The organism is Ottowia beijingensis (assembly GCF_013423955.1).
Taxonomy (GTDB): Bacteria; Pseudomonadota; Gammaproteobacteria; order Burkholderiales; family Burkholderiaceae_C; genus Ottowia; species Ottowia beijingensis.
This window is the reverse complement of the sequence record NZ_JACCKX010000001.1, coordinates 3,571,321-3,588,168: the sequence shown is the minus strand read 5'-3', so window position 1 is coordinate 3,588,168 and position 16,848 is coordinate 3,571,321. Positions and strand designations below refer to the sequence as shown.

15 protein-coding genes and 4 pseudogenes are annotated in these 16,848 nt (G+C 67.4%); 10 read left to right on the top strand and 9 right to left on the bottom strand.

The window, feature by feature from the left end; all coding sequences use genetic code 11:
* Positions 1–14: 14 nt before the first annotated feature.
* Together H0I39_RS17775 and H0I39_RS17770 are read right to left on the bottom strand one after the other, a co-directional pair.
* Entirely contained in the window at positions 15–1,016 is a 1,002-nt protein-coding gene (locus tag H0I39_RS17775) for a lytic transglycosylase domain-containing protein (protein WP_308645886.1), read from the bottom strand.
* A gap of 48 nt (positions 1,017–1,064) precedes the next feature.
* Positions 1,065–3,044, bottom strand: coding sequence for a DNA topoisomerase IV subunit B (locus tag H0I39_RS17770; protein ID WP_180551365.1), 1,980 nt, complete (start codon positions 3,042–3,044; stop codon positions 1,065–1,067).
* A 193-nt stretch (positions 3,045–3,237) separates the two neighbouring features.
* On the opposite strand from H0I39_RS17770, the gene H0I39_RS17765 reads away from it, so the two are divergent.
* From H0I39_RS17765 to H0I39_RS17750, 4 genes and pseudogenes are all read left to right on the top strand, one after another.
* Entirely contained in the window at positions 3,238–3,774 is a 537-nt protein-coding gene (locus H0I39_RS17765) for a class I SAM-dependent methyltransferase (RefSeq protein WP_180551364.1), read from the top strand.
* Positions 3,775–3,856: 82 nt separating this feature from the next.
* The gene (gene dapA, locus H0I39_RS17760) at positions 3,857–4,741 is read left to right on the top strand and encodes a 4-hydroxy-tetrahydrodipicolinate synthase (protein ID WP_180551363.1); all 885 of its coding nucleotides are present in this window, start codon (positions 3,857–3,859) and stop codon (positions 4,739–4,741) included.
* A gap of 68 nt (positions 4,742–4,809) precedes the next feature.
* On the top strand, positions 4,810–5,925 hold the full coding sequence (gene bamC, locus H0I39_RS17755; RefSeq protein ID WP_308645885.1) for an NlpB/DapX family lipoprotein: 1,116 nt from the start codon (positions 4,810–4,812) through the stop codon (positions 5,923–5,925).
* A 13-nt stretch (positions 5,926–5,938) separates the two neighbouring features.
* Positions 5,939–6,714 (top strand): annotated as a pseudogene (locus H0I39_RS17750) (MBL fold metallo-hydrolase).
* Positions 6,715–6,813: 99 nt separating this feature from the next.
* Here H0I39_RS17750 and H0I39_RS17745 read toward each other — a convergent pair.
* From H0I39_RS17745 to H0I39_RS17730, 4 genes are all read right to left on the bottom strand, one after another.
* Entirely contained in the window at positions 6,814–7,041 is a 228-nt protein-coding gene (locus tag H0I39_RS17745) for a hypothetical protein (RefSeq protein WP_180551362.1), read from the bottom strand.
* The gene (locus tag H0I39_RS17740) at positions 7,038–7,232 is read right to left on the bottom strand and encodes a hypothetical protein (protein WP_180551361.1); all 195 of its coding nucleotides are present in this window, start codon (positions 7,230–7,232) and stop codon (positions 7,038–7,040) included. Before H0I39_RS17740 ends, H0I39_RS17745 begins: the two co-directional genes overlap by 4 nt.
* Positions 7,233–7,416: 184 nt before the next feature.
* Positions 7,417–7,893, bottom strand: coding sequence for a hypothetical protein (locus H0I39_RS17735; RefSeq protein ID WP_307776836.1), 477 nt, complete (start codon positions 7,891–7,893; stop codon positions 7,417–7,419).
* A 16-nt stretch (positions 7,894–7,909) separates the two neighbouring features.
* Positions 7,910–9,037: a JmjC domain-containing protein gene (locus H0I39_RS17730; protein WP_180551359.1), complete on the bottom strand. Its 1,128-nt coding sequence runs from the start codon at positions 9,035–9,037 to the stop codon at positions 7,910–7,912.
* Positions 9,038–9,092: 55 nt separating this feature from the next.
* On the opposite strand from H0I39_RS17730, the gene H0I39_RS17725 reads away from it, so the two are divergent.
* A complete protein-coding gene (locus H0I39_RS17725; protein WP_180551358.1) occupies positions 9,093–9,617 on the top strand; it encodes an FKBP-type peptidyl-prolyl cis-trans isomerase in 525 nt (174 codons plus the stop codon).
* A gap of 65 nt (positions 9,618–9,682) precedes the next feature.
* Here the strand turns inward: H0I39_RS17725 and H0I39_RS17720 are convergent, their stop codons facing one another.
* The 3 genes from H0I39_RS17720 to coaBC all read right to left on the bottom strand — a co-directional run bounded on the left by H0I39_RS17720 (position 9,683) and on the right by coaBC (position 12,117).
* Complete coding sequence (locus H0I39_RS17720) at positions 9,683–10,162, bottom strand: outer membrane lipoprotein (protein WP_180551357.1); 480 nt, start codon at positions 10,160–10,162, stop codon at positions 9,683–9,685.
* Between the two features lie 150 nt (positions 10,163–10,312).
* A complete protein-coding gene (gene dut, locus H0I39_RS17715; protein ID WP_180551356.1) occupies positions 10,313–10,759 on the bottom strand; it encodes a dUTP diphosphatase in 447 nt (148 codons plus the stop codon).
* 104 nt (positions 10,760–10,863) lie between these two features.
* Entirely contained in the window at positions 10,864–12,117 is a 1,254-nt protein-coding gene (coaBC, locus tag H0I39_RS17710; RefSeq protein WP_180551355.1) for a bifunctional phosphopantothenoylcysteine decarboxylase/phosphopantothenate--cysteine ligase CoaBC, read from the bottom strand.
* Positions 12,118–12,207: 90 nt separating this feature from the next.
* On the opposite strand from coaBC, the pseudogene pyrG reads away from it, so the two are divergent.
* The 5 genes and pseudogenes from pyrG (at position 12,208) to H0I39_RS17685 (ending at position 16,835) form a co-directional block, all read left to right on the top strand.
* Positions 12,208–13,887 (top strand): annotated as a pseudogene (gene pyrG, locus H0I39_RS17705) (CTP synthase).
* A pseudogene (kdsA, locus tag H0I39_RS17700) lies at positions 13,884–14,740 on the top strand (3-deoxy-8-phosphooctulonate synthase). Before pyrG ends, kdsA begins: the two co-directional pseudogenes overlap by 4 nt.
* Before the next feature lie 17 nt (positions 14,741–14,757).
* Complete coding sequence (locus H0I39_RS17695) at positions 14,758–15,045, top strand: DUF1330 domain-containing protein (protein ID WP_180551354.1); 288 nt, start codon at positions 14,758–14,760, stop codon at positions 15,043–15,045.
* An 89-nt stretch (positions 15,046–15,134) separates the two neighbouring features.
* Positions 15,135–16,420, top strand: a pseudogene (eno, locus tag H0I39_RS17690) (phosphopyruvate hydratase).
* Positions 16,421–16,556: 136 nt separating this feature from the next.
* Entirely contained in the window at positions 16,557–16,835 is a 279-nt protein-coding gene (locus H0I39_RS17685; protein ID WP_180551353.1) for a septum formation initiator family protein, read from the top strand.
* Positions 16,836–16,848: the final 13 nt, after the last annotated feature.

Below are 16,848 nucleotides of genomic sequence, written 5' to 3'. Positions count from 1 at the left end.
AAAAGAAAAGGAAATCAGCTTCCGCTGCTTGTGCTGGTGGTGCTGTCGACCCGCACGTCGGCGCCCAGTCGCGGCACGGTGAACAGCACCGGCGTCAGCACGCTGGCCGCCGCATCAGCCGCGGGCGCCACGGCCGCCGGCGTGGCGGCCTCGATCGCCTTGCCGGCGCCCGCCAGTTCGACCCGCACGCGCCCGCCCACGCGGCCCGCGGCCCTGGCCACCGGCTGCGCCGGCGTGGCACGGGCGTCGGCCACCACCGTCTGCTCGGGCTTGAACACGCCGTACAGGCCCATGACGGTCTTCACGTAGCCCTGCGTTTCCTTGTATTTCGGGATCTTGTTGCCGGCGCGCTGCACGGCGCCTTCGCCCGCGTTGTAGGCGGCCACGGCCAGTTCCAGCTCGCCCTTGAAGAGCTTGATCAGGTAGGCGAGGTAGCGCGCGCCGGCGTTGATGTTGATCTGCGGGTCGGTCAGTTTTTCTTCCACACTGCGTGCCGGCAGCGGGTTGCCCTTGCGGTCCTTGCGGCCATCCCTGTCGGCCACCACGCCGTACTGCTGCGCCGTGGGCGGCATCAGCTGCATCAGGCCGACGGCGCCCTTGGGCGACACCGCCTCGGGGTCGAAGCCCGACTCGGCGGCGATCACCGCCTTGAGCAACTCGTAATCGACCTGGTGCGTCTTGGCCGCCGCGCGCATGTGCTTCTGCACGTTCTTGTAGCTCTTCGACGAGTCGATGTTGGCAAAGCGCCTGGGCACCTCGAACTTCGGCTCGCCCTTCTTCGCCTTCAGGCCCACACGGGGCTGCTTCGGCTCGGGCGCCAGCGCGGCGGCAGCGGCGCCGCCCTGCGTCAGGTTGAGCTTGCCGGCATCGCTGCCCTTGTAGAACAGCTGGTAGCGCTCGTCGACCTGCGAAGCCGCGAAGTGCGTGATGCCCTTGTCGTCCACATAGGTCCACAGATCGGCATGGGCACCCAGGTGCAGCGCCGAGAGCGCCACGCCCAGTGCCGACAGGCGCACGCGACGCGCGAACCTGCTGAGGCCGGAGGCTGAATGGTGGTGTGTCATCTAGATGTCGATTTCCACGGCGTCGCCGTGCAGTTCCATGAGCTCGCGCCGCGACGCGGCTTCGCCCTTGCCCATGAGCTTGGTCATCTCGGCCGCCGTCTGCACGAAATCAAATGGGCCCAGTTGCACCGGCAACAAGCGGCGGGTGTCGGGATTGAGCGTGGTTTCCCACAATTGTTCCGCGTTCATCTCGCCCAGGCCCTTGAAACGGCCAATCGTCCATTTTCCCTCAGATACGCCATCTTTGCGCAACTTGTCGAGAATGGCTGCCAACTCACCGTCATCCAGCGCGTACATCTTGGCCGCCGGTTTCTTGCCGCGGGCCGGCGCGTCGACCCGGAACAACGGCGGGCGCGCCACGTACACATGGCCGGTCTCGATCAGCTTGGGGAAGTGGCGGAAGAACAGGGTGAGCAGCAGCACCTGGATGTGCGAGCCGTCCACGTCGGCATCGGACAGGATGCAGATCTTGCCGTAGCGCAGGCCGGAGAGGTCGGGCTCGTCCTGGGGGCCATGCGGATCGACGCCGATGGCGACCGAGATGTCGTGGATCTCGGTGTTGGCGAACAGGCGGTCGCGGTCCACCTCCCAGGTGTTCAGCACCTTGCCGCGCAGCGGCAGCACGGCCTGGGTTTCCTTGTCGCGGCCCATCTTGGCCGAACCGCCGGCCGAATCGCCCTCGACTAGGAACACCTCGTTCACGCTCAGGTCGCGGCTTTCGCAGTCGGTGAGCTTGCCTGGCAGCACGGCCACGCCGCTGCCCTTGCGCTTTTCCACCTTCTGGCCGGCTCGCTGGCGGGTCTGCGCGGCCTTGATGGCCAGCTCGGCCAGCCGCTTGCCGTAATCCACGTGCTGGTTCAGCCACAGCTCCAGCGCCGGGCGCACGAAGCTGGACACCAGGCGCACGGCATCGCGCGAGTTCAGCCGCTCCTTGATCTGTCCCTGGAACTGCGGATCGAGCACCTTGGCCGACAGCACGTAGCTGGCCCGGGCGAACACGTCCTCGGGCATCAGCTTCACGCCCTTGGGCAACAGCGCGTGCAGTTCGATGAAGCTCTTGACGGCCTGGAACAGCCCGTCGCGCAGGCCGCTGTCGTGCGTGCCGCCGGCCGTGGTGGGGATCAGGTTGACGTAGCTCTCGCGCACCGGCGTGCCGTCTTCGGTGAAGGCCACGGCCCACTCGGCGCCCTCGCCATCGGCAAAGCTGTCGGAGTGCTTGTCGGCATAGCCCTCGCCCTCGAACACCGGGATCACGGCGTCGGCGGGCAGCGTCTGCTCCAGGTAGTCGCGCAGGCCGCCCTTGTACTGCCAGGTTTGCGTTTCCCGGGTCTTCTCGTTCACCAGCGTCACGCTCACGCCGGGCATCAGCACCGCCTTGCTGCGCAGCAGATGCACCAGATCGCCCACCGGCAGCGCGCTGGATTCGAAATACTTCATGTCGGGCCAGGCCCGCACGGTGGTGCCCTGCTTGCGGTCGCCCGCTTCCTGTTTGCGCAGTGCCAGCGGCTCGATCACATCACCCGCCGCGAACACGATGCGGGCCACCTGGCCCTCGCGGTGGCAACTCACCTCCAGCCGCTTCGACAGCGCGTTGGTCACGCTCACGCCCACGCCGTGCAGGCCGCCCGAGAAGCTGTAGGCATGGCCGGAGCCTTTGTCGAACTTGCCGCCGGCGTGCAGGCGCGTGTAGACCAACTCGATCACCGGTGCCTTTTCCTCGGGGTGCAGGCCGAACGGGATGCCGCGGCCATCGTCCTCCACGCTGACCGACTGGTCGGTGTGCACCGTCACCCTGATCTTCTTGCCGAAGCCGGCCAGCGCCTCGTCGGCGGCGTTGTCGATCACCTCCTGGATGATGTGCAGCGGGTTGTCGGTGCGGGTGTACATGCCGGGCCGCTGCTTGACGGGCTCCAGGCCCTTCAGGACCTTGATGGAACCCTCGGAATAGCCGGCGGCGAACGATGCGGGTGACGTGGACATAACCGCGCATTTTAACCTGCCGGGCCGGAAATTACTGGATGCAAACACAGATTGGTGCGGCAGGGGTATGCATGCAGCCGCACCAGATTCATAGCGAAATAGGCCTCCAGCGCTTACCCATCAAGCGCGAGAAGCTATGAAATTTGAAGTTGCTGTATGCTCCGCCCATGACTGAAGCCACCCCCACGCCAGCGTGCAGCCTTCGCCCTGGATCACGCGCTTCTCGCCGCTGGTGCAGCCTGGCGCCAGCGTGCTCGACGTGGCCTGCGGGCGTGGCCGCCACATGCACTGGTTCGCCCAGCGTGGGCACACGGTGACGGGGGTGGACCGCGATGCCGAGGCGCTGGGCGCTGCACGGGCCTGGGGTGAAACGGTCGAAGCCGACATCGAGAACGGGCCCTGGCCTTTCGCCGACCGGCACTTCGGCGCCGTGGTCGTCACCAACTACCTGTGGCGCCCCTTGCTGCTGACCGTGCTCGGTGCCGTGGCCCCCGGCGGCGTGCTGCTGTACGAAACCTTCGCCCAGGGCAACGACACCGTGGGCAAACCCTCGCGGCCCGACTTTCTGCTGCGCCCGGGCGAGTTGCTGGCGCTGTGCAGCGGCGCCAACTGGCACGTGGTGGCCTACGAGGACGGCTTTTTGCCCCAGCCCGAGCGCTTCGTGCAGCGCATCGCGGCAGTGCGGCCTGGCATGCCTACCGGCAGCGCGCCGACGCGTTATCCGTTGTGACCGGCGAATCGCGGCCTCAGCGCGGTCGCCAAGCTGGCGCGCCCACTAAAATGATCGTTTACCGTCAAAGCACACGGACCTCATGACACCTCTCACCGGCAGCATCGTCGCCCTCGTCACCCCCATGCTCGAGGACGGCAGCGTCGACTACCCCACGCTGCGCAAGCTGATCGACTGGCACATCGCCGAAGGCACCGACTGCATCGGCGTGGTCGGCACCACGGGCGAATCGCCCACGGTGAACGTCGAGGAGCACCAGGAAATCATCCGCGTCGCCGTTGAGCAGGCCGCCGGGCGCGTGCCCATCATGGCCGGCTGCGGCGCCAACTCCACGGCCGAGGCGATCGAGCTGGCGAAGTTCGCCAAGAAGGTGGGCGCCGACAGCCAGCTGCAGGTGGTGCCCTACTACAACAAGCCCACGCAAGAGGGCCAGTACCAGCACTTCAAGGCGATTGCCGAAGCCGTGGGCGACCTGCCGATGGTGCTGTACAACGTGCCCGGCCGCAGCGTGGCCGATATGCTGCATGACACGGTGCTGCGCTTGGCGCAGGTGCCGGGCATCGTCGGCATCAAGGAGGCCACGGGCAACATCGAGCGCGCGCAATGGCTGATCCGCGACGTGCCCAAGGGTTTCGCCGTGTATTCGGGCGACGACCCCACCGCCGTGGCGCTGATGCTGTGCGGTGGCCAGGGCAACATCAGCGTCACGGCCAACGTGGCGCCGCGCCTGATGCATGAGCTGTGCGTGGCCGCCATCGCCGGCGACGTGAAGAAGGCCATGGAGATCCAGTTCAAGCTGATGCCCGTGCACAAGCAGTTGTTCGTCGAGGCCAACCCGATCCCCGTGAAGTGGGCCGCCGCGCGCATGGGCCTGTGTGGCGGCACGCTGCGGTTGCCCATGACGCCCCTGTCGAAGGCCAACGAGCCCGTGGTCGAGCAAGCCCTGAAGAGCGCTGGTTTACTCTGATATTCATAGCTGCTCGCGCAGCAAGGACGGGCGCTGGAGCCCTATTTTCCTTATAAGGAACGGATAACGTGAAGTCTGCCGAACGCCGAATCTCCTTCGCCCTGCTGGGCACCGCCGCTGCCGTGGCGCTGAGCGCCTGCTCGGTGCTGGAGCCCGACAAGATCGACTACAAGAGCTCCGGCCGCGGCGTCTCGCTCGAGGTGCCGCCCGACCTGAGCCAGCTGCCCGGCCAGTCGCGCTATGCCGTCAGCAGCGGCACCGTCACCGCCACCGGCTACCAGGCGGGCCAGGCCGCCACACAGGCCGCCGGCACGCCCACGGCCGCCAACCAGATCGCCGACGTGCAGTTCATGCGCCAGGACGGCGAGCGCTGGCTGCGCGTGGACCGCACGCCCGACAAGCTGTGGGGATCGGTGCGCGACTTCTGGCTGGAAAGCGGCTTCCTGATGGCGGTGGACCAGGCCAACATGGGCCTGATGGAAACCGACTGGGCCGAGAACCGCGCCAAGATCCCGCAGGACTTCATCCGCAACACCATCGGCAAGGTGTTCGATTCGCTGTATTCCACCGGCGAGCGCGACAAGTTCCGCACCCGGCTGGAGCGCAACGCGGCCGGCGGCACCGACATCTTCGTCACCCACCGCGGCATGGAAGAGGTGTATTCGTCGGCACGCCGCGACAGCACCGTCTGGCAGCCGCGCGCGCGCGACCCTGAGCTGGAAGCCGAATTCCTGCGCCGCCTGATGGTCAAGCTGGGCGTGTCGCAGGAGCAGGCCAAGGCCGCACTGGCCGCCGCGGCACAAGGCCAAGCCGCACCCCAGGCGGCGCGCGTGGTGGCCGCCGGCGGCACCTCGGCCGTGCAGCTGAACGAGGAGTTCGACCGCGCCTGGCGCCGCGTCGGCCTGGCACTCGATCGCACCGGCTTCACCGTCGAGGATCGCGACCGCAGCAAGGGCATCTATTTCGTGCGCTACGTCGACCCGACGGTCGAGAAGAAGGAGCCCGGCTTCTTCGGCAAGATGTTCGGCCGCGGCAGCCAGCAGTTGCCGACCAGCCAGTACCAGATCGCCGTGCGCTCCGAGGGCCAGAACAGCCAGGTCACCGTGCTCGACCGCAACGGCGCGCCGGCGCCCACGGCCGATGCGCAGCGCATCGTCAAGGTGCTGGCCGACGAGCTGAGATAAGGCGCCGCCGCCGATGCTGCGTTTTCGCAGCCTGGCCAGCGGCAGCTCGGGCAACGCCACGCTCATCGAAGCCCATGACGGCCTGCACCCCACGCGGGTGCTCATCGACTGCGGCTTAGGCCTGCGGCAGTTGCAGGCCGCGCTGGCCGCCGACGGCCTGAGCCCGACCGACCTGGATGGCGTGTTCATCACGCACGAGCATGGCGATCACATCGGTTGCGTGGCGATGCTGGCCGCGCGTTACCGCGTACCGATCTGGACCAGCGCCGGCACCGCGCAATCGCTGAAGCTGCCGCACGACGCCGATGCGCCGGTGCATCATGTGGGCGACGGTCAGGTGTTCGCCATCCGCGGCCTCGAATTCCGCCCCTTCACCGTGCCGCACGATGCCCGCGAGCCCCTTCAGCTGTGCTGCACCGATGGCAACCGTGCCTGGGGCCTGATGACCGACGTGGGGCACGTCACGGCCCATGCGCTGTCGAACCTGGCCGGTGTGCACGCGCTGGTGCTGGAGAGCAACCACGACCGGACCTGCTGGCGCGGTCGGCCTACCCCGACTTTCTCAAGCGCCGCGTGGCCGGTCAGCACGGACACCTGAGCAACGCGCAGGCCGCCGCGGCGCTGGCAGTGCTGCGCCACGATCGGCTGAACACCGTGGTCGCCGCGCACCTGAGCGAGCGCAACAACCGGCCCGAACTGGTGGCCCGCGCGTTTGCCGCCGCGCTCGGCTGTGGCGAGCAGGACGTGTTGCTGACGCAGCGCCATGGCCGCGGCTGGCTCGCGGTCTGAGCGCCCAACGGCATTGATGCAGACCAACAAAAAAGCCACCTGTAGCAGGTGGCTTTGCAAACCGCCCGGCGCAGGGCGCCGGAGCGTGTTGGCTGTCGATTACTTGGCTGCGCTGGCAGCAGCTTCGGCAGCGGTGGCAGCCGCGTTGGCGGCGCCCGTGGCAGCGTTGGTGGCGCCGGCAGCAGCAGCCGTGGCAGCGGTGGCGGCGGCGTCGGCAGCCTGGGCCGCAGCGGCGTTGGCGGCAGCGCCCGCAGCGTCGGCAGCAGCGCCCACGGCAGCGCCGGTGGCGGAAGCGGCAGCGCCCGCAGCCGAAGCAGCTTCGCTCATGGCAGCGCCAGCAGCGGAAGCAGCGGCATCCTTAGCGGCGTCGGCAGCGGAAGCGGCGGCAGCAGCAGCGTCAGCGGCGGCTTCTGCAGGCGCAGCGGTCGGTGCCGGTGCGGGCGCCGGCTCTTCCTTCTTGCCGCAGGCAGCCAGGAAGCGGCGGCGATCAGGGCAGCCAGAACAAGCGATTTATTCATCTCAATGGTCCTTGTAGAAAATGATCTGTTCATCGGAAAGCATCAAGACGCCGGGTTTGACTGCAGTGCGTCCTGACTGAGAGAAAAGCACTCAAGCTCCTTCCGCTCAACCGAAAATTATAGCTGTCGGCTTGCGCAATCGAGATTAACCCTGATGCGCCGGCGCCACGTTTGGCACCAACTGTCACAAACCCAGGGTGTAGGCCGGAAAGCCCGCGGTGCTGCGTCCGAGCCAGCCGTCGATCTGCTCGCGCAGGGCCACGCGAAACGCCGGATCGTCACCGCACAGACCGTTGTGGCGCGCCGGGTCGAGCCGCTGCACGGCCCACACGGGCGACCACAGCGCACTGGGCAGTTGCAGTGCATCGGCCTCGCGGCAGAGGCGGGCGTCGATCCTGTGCGACCACAGCCGGCGCCATTCGACAAAGCGTGCGTGCTGGCGCGGCACCTCGTCGTAGGTCCGGGCCAGCATCGTGAGCTTTCCGCCACCGCGTGCCCAAGCATGCAGGGCCTCGACGATCTCGCGCTCACCCAGCGGCCAGATCTGGAAGTCGGCATCGCACAGCAGCAACTCGCTCCAGCCCTGCTGGGCCGCGGCTTTCAGCCCCGCGCGCAGGTGTTCGCGAAAGGTCTCTCGGCCGATGAAGGCGCCGGACGGCAAGCCGGCTGGTACCGCCTCAGCCGACATGCACCCACCCGGCGTCGCGCCACTGGTCGAGCAGGTCGCGGGCGCCCTCGCTCAGCTGGGCCACCTGCCTGGCCGTCAGCCGGCGCGTGTTGGCCAGCGCCTGCATCATGCGGGCGTCCTTGCCGGCGGCCCGAAAGCCTTCGCCATTGATGAACACATGCTGCGCATCGTAGAGCATGCGCGTGCGCCGATCCAGCGCCACGCCGCCCTCGCCCCCGGCGTCGGCCGCGTCATCGCCGGGCTCGAACCAGACCTGTGGCTTGGGCTCGGTCATCAGCTCGCCCAGCAGCAGCGCCAGGTGCTGCGGGTCGCGCAGCGCGCGCTCGATGGCGTCGCGCGCGAACTCCAGCATCTCGGCCGGCACTAGCGCCGGCTGTGCGGTGGCCGGCTGGTGTGGGTCACGGTAGGCATCGCTGCCTACCAGATCGGTGGCGTCGTCGGCCACGCGCTGCAGCAGCTCGCGCACCATCTCGTCGCGCGCGGGTTGCCGAAAGCCGATGGAATACGTCATGCATTCGCCCACCGCGATGCCATCGTGCGCCCAGCGGGGCGGCAGGTAGAGCATGTCGCCCGGCTCCAGCACGAAGTCCTGCTCGGGCTGGAAGTCGGCCAGTATCTTCAGCGGCAGGCCTTCCACCAGGGTCAGATCCTTCTGTCGCCCGATGCGCCAGCGGCGCCGGCCGTGGGCCTGCAGCAGAAACACGTCGTAGCTGTCGAAATGCGGTCCCACGCCGCCGCCGTCGCTGGCGTAGCTGATCATCAGGTCGTCCAGCCGCGCATCGGGCACGAAGCGGAAGGATTGCAGCAGCTCGTGCGCGCGCTCATCGTGCAGGTCGACGCCCTGCACCAGCAGCGTCCAGTCGGGCCGCGCCAGTGGCGGCAATGCACGGCGCGCCAGCGGGCCGCTGCGCAACTGCCAGCCCTGGGCGCCGCGGCTGATCAGGCGCGACTCCACCGCCTCGTCGCCCGCCAGCTCGAACAGGGCGCTGCGCGACAGCAGGGGCTGAAAACCGGGGATGGCCTGACGCACCAGCAGCGGCTTCTTCTGCCAGTGGCGCTTCATGAACTGGGCCGGCGACAGGCCGCCCAGCAATTGCAGAGGCTGTTCGATGTCCATCGCGCGAGCATACGCAAACGGCGGGCGTACGGTTTGCGATGCGACAATCCGCCGCATGGAAATCACCCCGCAATGCGTCGTCGCCCTCACCTGGACCCTGAAGGACAGCCTGGGCGACACGCTGGACGAACTGGAGGAGCCGGTCGAGTTCCTCGTCGGCAGCGACGACCTGCTGCCCGCCATCAGTGGCGCGCTGCAGGGCCATGAGCGCGGCGCGCTGCTGGACCTGAACCTGGAGCCGGAAGACGCCTTCGGCGACTTCGACGAACAGCTGGTCTTCCTGGCCAGGCGCGATCAATTGCCCGAGGCCATCGAGGAAGGCATGCTGCTGGAGACCTCTGCCCTGCCGCAGGACATCGTGGCCGAGGCACCGGCGGATGCGCTGTTCACCATCACCGAGATCTACCCCGAGCACGTGGTGCTGGATGCCAACCACCCGCTGGCCGGCATTTCGCTGCGCCTGCACCTGAAGGTGGAAGCCGTGCGCGAAGCCACCGACGACGAACTGGAGCGCGGCAGCGCCGGCACCGGGTTCTTTCGCCTGCAGCCGATGGCGCCCGGCAGCGATCACCTGCACTGAGCAGGCGTGTGCGCATGAAAAACGGCACCCGAGGGTGCCGTTCTTGTTGCAGCGCAAGCCGTGGATCAGCGGTACAGCTGATCGCCATCGGCACGCACGCGGTCGCCGATGCGCACGTTGGGCGCCTGCGCGTAGTCGAACTGGCGCGTGCCGCCGTTGTCGAACTGCACGGTCACGCGGTAGTGGTCGACCGTGTTGCGGTTCATGTTCTGCTCCAGTGCACGGCCGATCAGCGCGCCGCCGACCACGCCGGCCACGGTGGCTGCGGTGCGGCCACTGCCGCCGCCCACCTGGCTGCCGGCCAGGCCGCCCACGGCACCACCCACCACTGCACCGGCCACGCCCTGCGACTGGCCGCCGCGCACGTACTCGACGTTGGTAACGCGACCGAACTGCGAATACTGCTGACCCGCCGGGTAGCTGGTGGTGGGGTACGTGCCGGGGTAGTTGCCACCCACCGGCGTGCCGGGCTGGGCGCAAGCGGCCAGCAATGCGGCGGCGCTGACGGCGGCCAGAGAGGGAAGCAGACGTTGCTTGAATTGCATGGGATTCTCCTGTGGTTGAGGCTCGTTGTTAGAAGCGGCCTGCGTGATTAACGCATCACGACCCGATTTGACGACAAAGCCCAGGTAAAAGCTGGTTGAACACACGCTTCAAGCCGTAATCGCAGCCGGGCATCGAGCGTAGGAATACACCTACGCGCGCCCCGTGGAGCCATAGCCGGCCTCACCGCGCTCCGATTCGACGAAAGCGTCGACCAGGTTGAACGTGGCCTGCACCACCGGCACGATGACCAGCTGCGCGATGCGCTCCATCGGCTCGATGGTGAAGGCCACGTCGCTGCGGTTCCAGGCGCTCACCATCAGCTGGCCCTGGTAGTCGCTGTCGATCAGCCCCACCAGGTTGCCCAGCACGATGCCGTGCTTGTGGCCCAGGCCCGAGCGCGGCAGGATCAGCGCCGCATGGCCTGGGTCGGCCAGGTGGATCGCCATGCCGGTGGGCACCAGTTGCCAGGCGTTGGGTGCCAGCGTGAGCGGTGCGTCGAGGCAGGCGCGCAGGTCCAGCCCCGCGCTGCCGGGCGTGGCGTAGGCGGGCATCTGCGTGCGCAGGCGTTCATCGAGGATCTTGACGTCGAGCTTCATGGGCGTGATTTTGTTTCAAGGGAGTATCGATTTCCAGCGCCCGTCATTCGGGCGCTAGCGACGATGCACATGGGGAGTATGTGAGCTGAACGTTTGTCGGCTGGTCAGGCCATCTCGCCGCCCACGCGGCGCGCAATCTCGGCCACCAGCTGCTGCGCCAGCACGCGCTTGCTGGCGTGGGGCAGCTCGGTCACGCCCTCGTCGTCCACCAGCAGAAGCGCGTTGTCGTCCTTGCCGAAGGTGGCCGGGCCGATGTTGGCCACCAGCAGCGGCACGCCCTTGCGCACGCGCTTGGCCTGGGCGTTGGCCTCCAGGTTCTCGCTTTCGGCCGCGAAGCCGACGCAGTACAGCGCACCGCTTTGCGCGCGCGCCGAATGCGCGATGTCGGCCAGGATGTCGGGGTTCTCGACAAAGGCCAGTTGCGGCACCTCGCCCGAGCCGTCCTTCTTAATCTTCTGGTCCGCCTCCTGCGCCGGCCGCCAGTCGGCCACGGCGGCGGTGGCGATGAAGATGTCGGCGCTCAGCGCTTCGTCGACGGCGGCGGCGTGCATGTCCCGCGCCGATTGCACGTCGATGCGCTGCACGCCGCGCGGCGTGGGCAGGTGCACCGGGCCGGCGACCAGCGTCACCTCGGCCCCCGCCTCGCGCGCCGCGCGGGCAATGGCAAAACCCATCTTGCCGCTGCTGTGGTTGGTGATGCCGCGCACCGGGTCGATGGCCTCGAAGGTCGGCCCCGCCGTGACCACCACGCGCTGGCCCAGCAGCGGCTTGGGCGCCAGGAAGGCGATCAACTCTTCCAGCAGCTCGGCCGCCTCCAGCATGCGGCCGTCGCCGAATTCGCCGCAGGCCTGGTCGCCATGCGCCACGCCCAGCACGAAGGCGCCATCCTGCGCCACCTGCATCAGGTTGCGCTGCGTCGCCGGGTGCGCCCACATCTCGCGGTTCATGGCCGGGCCCAGCAGCAGCGGCACGCGGTTCAGCGGCCGCGCCAGGCACATCAGCGCCAGCAGCTCGCCCGCCCTGCCCTGCGCCAGCTGCGCGATGAAGTCGGCGCTGGCCGGCGCGACGACGATGGCGTCCGCTTCGCGGCTCAGGTTGATGTGCGCCATGTTGTTGTCGGGCCGCGCATCCCACTGCGACACGTACACCGGCCGGCCCGACAGCGCCTGCATGGCCACCGGCGTGATGAACTGGCAGGCCGCCTCGGTCATCACCACCTGCACCGTGGCGCCGGCCTTGATGAGGTGGCGGCAGAATTCCGCCGCCTTGAAGCAGGCCGCCCCGCCCGACAGGCCCAGCACGATGTGGCGGCCGGCCAACTCGCCCGCCGCGGCATTCGGAGTGGTGTTCGCGTTCATGGCGCGCAATGTAGCAAAGGCGGCGCGCGGGCCGGCTTTCCTATAATCGGCATTTCCCACCGAGCGAAGGCTTAGGGCCTTCGTCCTGACATGACCAAATTCGTCTTCGTCACCGGCGGTGTGGTGTCTTCCTGGGCAAGGGAATCGCCTCGGCCTCCTGGCCGCGATCCTCGAATCGCGCGGCCTCAAAGTCACCCTCATCAAGCTGGATCCGTACATCAACGTCGATCCAGGCACCATGAGCCCCTTCCAGCACGGCGAAGTGTTCGTCACCGACGACGGTGCCGAGACCGACCTGGATCTGGGCCATTACGAGCGCTTCATCACCACGCGGATGAAGAAGGCCAACAACTTCACCACCGGCCAGATCTACAAGAGCGTGCTCGAAAAAGAGCGCCGCGGCGACTACCTCGGCAAGACGGTGCAGGTGATTCCGCACGTCACCAACGAGATCCAGGACTTCATCAAGCGCGGCGCCGGCGTGGGCACCGGCAATGCGGTCGACGTGGCCATCGTGGAGATCGGCGGCACCGTGGGCGATATCGAATCGCTGCCCTTCCTGGAGGCGGTGCGCCAGCTCAGCCTGAAGATGGGCCCCAACCACAGCGCCTTCGTGCACCTGACCTACCTGCCGTGGATCGCTGCCGCGGGCGAGCTGAAGACCAAGCCGACCCAGCACACGGTGCAGAAGCTGCGCGAGATCGGCATCCAGCCCGACGCCCTGCTGTGCCGCGCCGACCGCAGCATTCCGCAGGACGAGCGCGAGAAGATCAGCCTGTTCACCAACGTGCAGCCCTGGGGCGTGATCAGCATGCCCGACGTGGACAGCATCTACAAGGTGCCGCGCCTGCTGCACGAGCAGGGCCTGGATGGCCTGATCTGCGACAAGCTGCGCCTGAACACGCCGCCGGCCAACCTCAAGCGCTGGGACGACCTGGTGCACGAGGTGGAGCACCCCGGCACGAAATCACCATCGCCATGGTGGGCAAGTACGTAGAGCTGTCCGACAGCTACAAGTCGGTCAACGAAGCGCTGCGCCACGCCGGCATGCACAACCATGCGCGAGTGCACATCGAGCACCTGGATTCCGAGACCATCACACCCGCCACGGTGGCGCAACTGGGCAAGTACGACGCCATCCTGGTGCCGGGCGGCTTCGGCTCGCGCGGGGTGGAGGGCAAGATCGCCACCGCGCGCTACGCCCGCGAGCACCAGGTGCCCTACCTCGGCATCTGCCTGGGCATGCAGGTGGCCACCATCGAATACGCGCGCCACGTGGCGGGCCTGGAAGGCGCCAACAGCACCGAGTTCGACCCCGCCACGCCGCACCCCGTCATCGCCCTCATCACCGAGTGGAAGGACAAGGACGGCAGCATCCAGAAGCGTGATGCCGGCTCCGACCTCGGCGGCACCATGCGCCTGGGCGCGCAAAGCTCCGACGTGCAGCCCGGCACGCTGGCGCACGGCATCTACGGCGACGTGGTGACCGAGCGCCACCGCCACCGCTACGAGGCCAACGTCAACTATCTCGATCAATTGCGCAACGCCGGCCTGGTGATCTCCGCCCTCACCCAACGTGAGCACCTGACCGAGATCGTCGAGCTGCCGCCCAGCGTGCACCCGTGGTTCATCGGCGTGCAGTTCCACCCCGAATTCAAAAGCACGCCGTGGGACGGCCACCCGCTGTTCAACGCCTTCATCAAGGCCGCGCTCGACCACCAGGCCGCCGCGGCGGGTGAGGCGGGCAAGGCGCTGAAGGCGGTCAAATGAAGCTGTGCGGTTTCGACATCGGGCTGGACCAGCCCTTCTTCCTGATCGCAGGGCCGTGCGTGGTCGAGAGCGAACAGCTGCAGATGGACGTGGCGGGCCAGCTCAAAGAGATCACAGGCGCGCTCGGCATCCCCTTCATCTTCAAGAGCAGCTACGACAAGGCCAACCGCTCGTCGGGCACCAGCTTTCGCGGGCCGGGCATGGACAAGGGCCTGGACATCCTCGCCAAGGTGAAGAAGGGACTGGGCGTACCCGTGCTGACCGACGTGCACACCGAGGCCGAGATTCCCGCCGTGGCCGCCGTGGTCGATGTGCTGCAGACGCCCGCCTTCCTGTGCCGCCAGACCGACTTCATCCGCGCCGTGGCGCAATCGGGCAAGCCGGTCAACATCAAGAAGGGCCAGTTTCTCGCGCCGCACGACATGAAGAACGTCATCGACAAGGCGCGCGCGGCGGCGGCTGAAAGGGTTTGCCCACCGACAACTTCATGGCCTGCGAGCGCGGTGCCAGCTTTGGCTACAACAACCTGGTCAGCGACATGCGCAGCCTGGCCATCATGCGCGAAACCGGTGCGCCGGTGGTGTTCGACGCCACGCACTCGGTGCAGTTGCCGGGTGGGCAAGGCACCAGCAGTGGCGGCCAGCGCGAAATGGTGCCGGTGCTCGCGCGCGCGGCCGTCGCCGTCGGCGTGGCCGGCCTGTTCATGGAGACGCACCCCGACCCCAAGAACGCCCTCAGCGACGGCCCCAACGCCGTGCCGCTGAAGCACATGAAGGCGCTGCTCGAAACCCTGCTCGCGCTCGACACCGTGACCAAGCGTCAGCCCCTGCTCGAGAACGATTTTTCTGCCTGAACCCTTTGGAGAACCGCATGCCCTACGGCTACGTCATTGCCCACATCGACGTCACCAACCCCGACCAGATGGCCGAATACCGCCAATGGAGCACCCCGGCAGTGCAGGCGCTCGGCGGTGAATTCATCGTGCGCGGTGGCCAGCAGCAGGTGCTCGAGGGGCAGGCCCACGGCCGCACGGTGGTGATCCGCTTTCCCAGCTATGCGGTGGCGCAGGCGTTCTACGAATCGCCCGAATACCGCAAGGCGCGCGAGGTGCGTGCCGGCGCCGGCAGCTTCGACATGCTGTGCGTGGAAGGCGCCTGATACTTCAATTTTCATAGCTGCCAGCGCTTGTCCATCAAGCGCTGGTGGCCAATTTGATTCATATTTTCTAAACTTCAAGGAAACACTTCATGAGCGCCATCGTTGACATCGTCGGCCGCGAGATTCTCGACAGCCGCGGCAACCCCACCGTTGAATGCGACGTGCTGCTGGAAAGCGGCGTGATGGGCCGCGCCGCCGTGCCCAGCGGCGCCTCCACCGGCAGCCGCGAGGCCATCGAGCTGCGCGACGGCGACAAGAAGCGCTACCTGGGCAAGGGCGTGCTGAAGGCCGTCGAGCACATCAATACCGAGATTTCCGAAGCCGTGCTGGGCCTGGATGCCAGTGAGCAGGCTTTCCTGGACAAGACCCTGATCGACCTGGATGGCACCGACAACAAGTCGCGCCTGGGCGCCAACGCCATGCTGGCGGTGTCGATGGCCGTGGCGCGCGCCGCGGCCGAGGAATCGGGCCTGCCGCTGTACCGCTACTTCGGCGGCATGAACGGCTGCCAGTTGCCGGTGCCGATGATGAACGTCATCAACGGCGGCGCACACGCCAACAACAACCTCGACCTGCAGGAATTCATGATCATCCCGGTGGGCGCGCCCAGCTTCCGCGAGGCCCTGCGCCAGGGCGCCGAGGTGTTCCACGCCCTCAAGAAGATCATCCACGACTTGGGGCTAAGCGTGGCCGTGGGCGACGAAGGCGGCTTTGCGCCCAACGTCGACAACCATGAGGCCGCGATCCAGCTCATCCTGCAAGCTATTCAAGACGCCGGCTACACCCCGGCCAGGACATCGTGCTGGGCCTGGACTGCGCCAGCAGCGAGTTCTACAAGGACGGCCAATACGTGCTCGAGGGCGAAGGCGGCGTCAAGCTTTCGGCCGCGCAGTGGGTCGACATGCTGGCCACCTGGGTCGACAAGTACCCCATCATCAGCATCGAGGACGGTATGGCCGAGGGCGACTGGGATGGCTGGAAGCTGCTGACCGAGCGCCTGGGCCAGAAGGTGCAGCTGGTGGGCGACGACCTGTTCGTCACCAACACCAAGCTCCTCAAGGAAGGCATCGACAAGCACATCGCCAACTCGATCCTCATCAAGATCAACCAGATCGGCACGCTGACCGAGACCTTCCAGGCCATCGAGATGGCCAAGCGCGCCGGCTACACGGCCGTCATCAGCCACCGCTCGGGCGAGACGGAAGACAGCACCATCGCCGACATCGCCGTCGGCCTGAACGCCGGCCAGATCAAGACCGGCTCGCTCTCGCGCAGCGACCGCATGGCCAAGTACAACCAGCTGCTGCGCATCGAGGAAGACCTGGGCGACATGGCCGAATACCCCGGCCGCGCGGCGTTCTACAACCTCAAGTGATGTCGCGGGGCGCGCCGGCGGCGGAACACCACCCAAGCCCGCCGGCCTCCCCGCCTGTGTGGCGGCCTGGAGCCAACTGGCGCTATACTGAAACGATAGCAGCCCAGCACCGCTTCATCAGCCTTCCTCGCCCACCATGGTCAACCGCATCGTCCCAGCCGTCCTGATCGTGCTGCTGGTGATCATCCACGCGCAGCTGTGGGTGGGGCGTGGCAGCCTGCCCAACGTGGCGGCGCTGCAGCGCAAGCTGGACCAGCAGAAGACCGCCAACGCACAGGCCCGCCTGGTGAACGAGCAGTTGGCGTCCGAGGTGGAAGACCTGCGTGCCGGCCTGGGGATGGTCGAGGAGCGCGCCCGCATCGAGCTGGGCATGGTCAAGCCGAACGAGATCTTCGTGCAAGTCACGCCGCGCTGAAGCGCGCGACTGG